The following is a 4446-nucleotide window of genomic DNA, read 5'->3' on the forward strand; positions in this document are numbered from 1 at the left end:
ACTATTCAGTTTTCAAAGAATATTTAACACCTTTAATGGTGTTTTTTTATTTTATTAAAAAATATTATAATTTTAATATATGACAAAAACAAAAAGAACAAATATTTCTAAAAGAAACATAAAAAGACGCCAACAATGGCATCTTAAGTTAAAGAAAGATAAAGAATTAAGCAAAATTTATTTATGCAGAAGGCAAATAGGTAATGTGATTAATGCATCAAATACCCTTGTATTGAAGTTGACAAATGAAGAATTATCATCTGAATTTGAGAATAAAATTGAAAAAGTAAATAAAGAATTGAAGAAATTCATTTATTTTCAAGATGTAAAATTTATTTTATATTTTGTGAAACAAAGATTAGAATTAATAAATAAAGATAATGATAAGTTATCATATAAATTTATAGGTTTCGATTTATTTGATATTTTGTTTAAAGAAATGAGATTACTATTCAAAACAAAAGATATAGATCATAAATGATTTTACAAAGTCATAACAGACACTATTTCTAATAAAATATCAAATATTGATTTACTTAATGAAAAAATTTCAAAATATAATCCTACAAATACTAATGATGAGTTCATTAATGACATTTTATTTGAGAAAGTAAATCAAAATAAAGAAATTATTTTGCAAAATTTAAATAGATTTGTTCATAACTTCACAAAAAGAGACAGAATTCACAAATTCAATAAATATATTTACTTACATATTACAAATATTACAGAAAAGCATTTTAAAAATAAGAAATTTATTTTCAATAATTTAAATCAAATGATAAAAACATCAGATGAACATTACACCATAATAACACATACAAATTGAGTAGGTATACCTATTAACGTCTTCTTATTCAAACATCTTCCTTATGCAGATAAGGATAAATTAATTTTAGATACTATTCAGTTATACAAAAGAGATGATAAAAGTATTTCAGTCATTCCTTATGATTGACCTCTTGATATTGAGAACTTATTAAGTAAAAGCAAGGGGCTTGTTAAGTCAGTCGCTAAATATATTATGTATTCTAAAAATATATTTACTGAAAAATTAAATGACCATTACAAAAAGAGAATAAATACAGTTTGATCTAGAGTTTTTAGTAGAAAAGATAGTAATAAAGTAAATATTATTTCTAAGAAACCATTAAATCGTCTAAATTACTTATACATAGAAAGTTCTAAAGATAAAGTCAATATAGATAAACAGGATTTAATTTATTTCAACAAATTGATAAATTTCGTAGAAAATAGGGATGACAATTTTGATGTAAGTAGTCTAAATAATATTGAATCAGATGAATATTACGAAAAGGAAATGAAATATTCAAAAATTAAGAACATCATCAATGTAAAAGATGGTTATGAAGCTCCAAAATTATGAGAGAAAATTCGCAGAGATAATAAAAATTTAGGATTACATTTTGCTTTTACAAATTTCAAAATACCTAAAAAGAAAGATTTAATAGATATATTAAAAAATGATGTAGATAACTATGAAAATAGTCAAATGATGAATATATTGATAAGTAGTTATAAAAAGTTTCTGAAATCATTTGAAGATATGAATGGATTTCTATTTACTAATTTAATAGCTATCTCAATAATTAAGATATTAAAATATATAATAAACTTATTTATTCGTTCAAATCCATATTGTATTTGTGATGAATTTAGTACATCGGAAATTTTACAATTAATTATATTTAATGAAACTAACAAATTTAGTAGTGAAATTAAATATAACCTTCAGAATTCGAAAGAAGATGATGTATTCTTTAATTTTTTAAACAAATATGATCAGTTCGCAAAAATCTTGAAATCAGCATTAATCCAAGAAGAAAGCGATGATACTAATACACCTATTACATAGGTAAAAAAGTCTATTTTATACTCCTTTTATCAAATAATTTTATATAATATAAAACATGTTCAAAATAGGTGTGGATGCAACTAATATTAATAGATTTATTAATAAAAAAACATCTTTTATAAATAGAGTTTTATCAACGCATGAATTAGCAGAATATAATCAAATAACTGATCAAAATTTGAAAGCTAAATTTCTTGCCAGAGCATGAGCTATTAAAGAATCTATTTACAAAATTGATAATAGCTACATCGATTTTCGCAATATTGATTTAGTTAAAAAAAACAATATTTGAGAATTTAAAAACTTCTGTATTTCTATCACATATGTTGATAATTTAGTTATTTCTGTTGCTATTTCTAAGGAGAAAAATGAAAAAATATAATGTAAATGTAATTTTTAAGATGATTTTATTTTCACCAGTTTGATTATTCAGATACTTTTTAATTAAATGAAAGGCTAGAAAATATAGAAAATCACCTGAAACAAGTAAATCAATCGAAAGATATGCTTTCTTACTCAAACTTTCTAAAAAAATGTTAAACCTTTACAATGTGGATGTAAAAATTGAGGGATATGAAAACCTGCCACAAAATGGTTCTGTGTTATTAGTAGCTAACCATAAGTCAAACTTTGACTCTTTAATCTTAATGAAAGCTACAGAACAACAATCATATGAACAAGGTGCTAAAGCCATGATACCTACTTTTTTAGCTAAGAGTGAGCTACAAAAGAAAAAAATAGTTAAGGATACTTTGTCACTTTTAGACACTGTTTTTATTGATAGAAAGAGCATTAAAAACAGTTTAAATGCATTGGGTGATTTCGGTGCATTTGTTAAAGTTCAGAAAACATATGGTGTAATTTTTCCTGAGGGAACAAGAGTGAAAAGTGAAGGTTTAGGTGAGTTTAAAGCTGGTGCATTTAGAGTTGCGCAGAAAGATTATATGTCAATTATTCCTACTGTAATAATCAACTCTTTAGGTTCTGATAGTGTGCACAAAAAGCAAAGACAGCAAGTTACTGTTAAATTTTTACCAGCATTAAAACCATCTACATTTATGAATCAAGAAACATCAAAATTAGCAGAAAGAGTTAAAGGCTTAATTGAGTCAGAATTATTGAAGGAAAAAGATGAAAACTAATTACACAAATTACGATTCAGAATATAGCTTTAAAGTTGAAAAGTTTAATTTTGATGGACCATTAGATTTATTACTTGCATTAGTTAAAGATAAAAAGATCAGTATTAATGAAATTAACTTAGTAGAAATAGCAGATAGATATTTAGAAATTATTTCTCAATTAAAAGAGCAAGATATTGATTTAGCTGCTGATTATTTAGTTATGGCTGCTACATTACTTAAAATCAAAGCAGCTATGGCAATACAAGAACCAGGACAAGAAATTCCTGAAGAAATTGAAGAAGATAAAAGACAAATTTTGAGACAGTTAGCTGAATATGAACAATTTAAATCAATTAAAGAAGCTCTTAAAACATATGAATTAGATAGACAAGATATTTTCATCAAAGATCCATCAAATGTTGATGAATTTATCGTTGATACCAATGACACTAGGTTAGACGGTCATTCTAACCCGGTTAAATTAATTGCCGTTTTAAGAAAAATGTTTGAAAGAGTTTATGCTCAAAAACTTAGAACAGCAAAATTAGAAACATTTAAACTATCACCATCTGATCAATATGGAATGATTAAAGAGTTACTTAGAAAACATGAAAAATTAACTTTCCAAATGGTCTTTTCACAACCAAGTATGGGACACTTTGTTGTTACATTGCTTGCTGTATTAGTTTTAGCTAAAGAACAATATTTAAAAATAATTCAAGAAAAAGAATTTGAAGAAATCTCAATTATTAGAGGAGAACTTTACGATGAAAAATAAAATTTTAGAAGCACTATTATACATTCAAGGAGATGATGGACTTAACTTAGAACAAGTTAAAGACATTTTCTCACTAGCTACTTTAGCTGAAGCTAAAAAAGTAATGCAAGATTTCTTAAGAGAGTTTAATGACTTAGAAAGAGCGCTTAAAGTAGTCAACTTCAATGATGTTTACAAATTAGCAACTAGAGAAACATTCAAAGATTATGTTACAAAAATGGTTTCAGTTGTTAAAAAACAAAGATTATCAAATGCTGCTATCGAGGTTGCTGGTATCATCGCTTACAAACAGCCAGTTACAAAAGGTCAAATTGCATCAATTAGAGGTGTTGCATCTGATCAAGTTGTTAATACACTTTTAATGAAAGGTGTTATTGAAGAAGTCGGGATTTCTCCTACACCTGGTAACCCTGTTCTATATGGAGTGACAAACAAATTCTATGATCACTTCAAATTAACAAGCATGAGAGACTTGCCTAAAATGACTGAATTTAACTATGTAGAAGGTGTAGAAGATGAAAATGAAGACTTTGACTTATTCGGAAGTCAAAGAGAAGAATAATTATATTTAAGATACAAAATTACTATCACTTAAACTAGGACAAGTCTTATAGACAATTTATAAAAAACTCAAAGCATCTCAACATTGTTGAGGTGTTTTTCAATTT

5 protein-coding genes are annotated in these 4446 nt (G+C 25.5%); all 5 read left to right on the forward strand.

Annotated features, from left to right (window positions below):
* The first annotated feature begins 79 nt into the window (after positions 1-79).
* Genes ACNF36_RS02865 through scpB form a run of 5 tightly spaced genes read left to right on the forward strand, consistent with a single transcriptional unit; the run spans position 80 to position 4340 of the window.
* Positions 80-1876, forward strand: a complete 1797-nt coding sequence (locus ACNF36_RS02865; RefSeq protein WP_418303661.1) for a hypothetical protein — start codon at positions 80-82, stop codon at positions 1874-1876.
* A gap of 55 nt (positions 1877-1931) precedes the next feature.
* Positions 1932-2258 (forward strand): 4'-phosphopantetheinyl transferase family protein, encoded by a 327-nt coding sequence (locus ACNF36_RS02870; RefSeq protein WP_257089508.1) that lies wholly within the window; start codon positions 1932-1934, stop codon positions 2256-2258.
* Positions 2245-3018 carry a lysophospholipid acyltransferase family protein gene (locus ACNF36_RS02875; protein WP_418303662.1) on the forward strand — a complete coding sequence of 258 codons (774 nt, stop codon included), beginning with the start codon at positions 2245-2247 and terminating at the stop codon, positions 3016-3018. The genes ACNF36_RS02870 and ACNF36_RS02875 overlap by 14 nt, the downstream gene beginning before the upstream one ends.
* A complete protein-coding gene (locus ACNF36_RS02880; protein WP_323176487.1) occupies positions 3008-3778 on the forward strand; it encodes a segregation/condensation protein A in 771 nt (256 codons plus the stop codon). Before ACNF36_RS02875 ends, ACNF36_RS02880 begins: the two co-directional genes overlap by 11 nt.
* The gene (scpB, locus tag ACNF36_RS02885) at positions 3768-4340 is read left to right on the forward strand and encodes an SMC-Scp complex subunit ScpB (protein WP_257089513.1); all 573 of its coding nucleotides are present in this window, start codon (positions 3768-3770) and stop codon (positions 4338-4340) included. Before ACNF36_RS02880 ends, scpB begins: the two co-directional genes overlap by 11 nt.
* The last annotated feature ends 106 nt before the right edge of the window (positions 4341-4446 follow it).

Source organism: Mycoplasma sp. 4463 (genome assembly GCF_048381515.1).
Classification (GTDB): Bacteria; Bacillota_I; Bacilli_A; order Mycoplasmatales; family Metamycoplasmataceae; genus Mycoplasmopsis.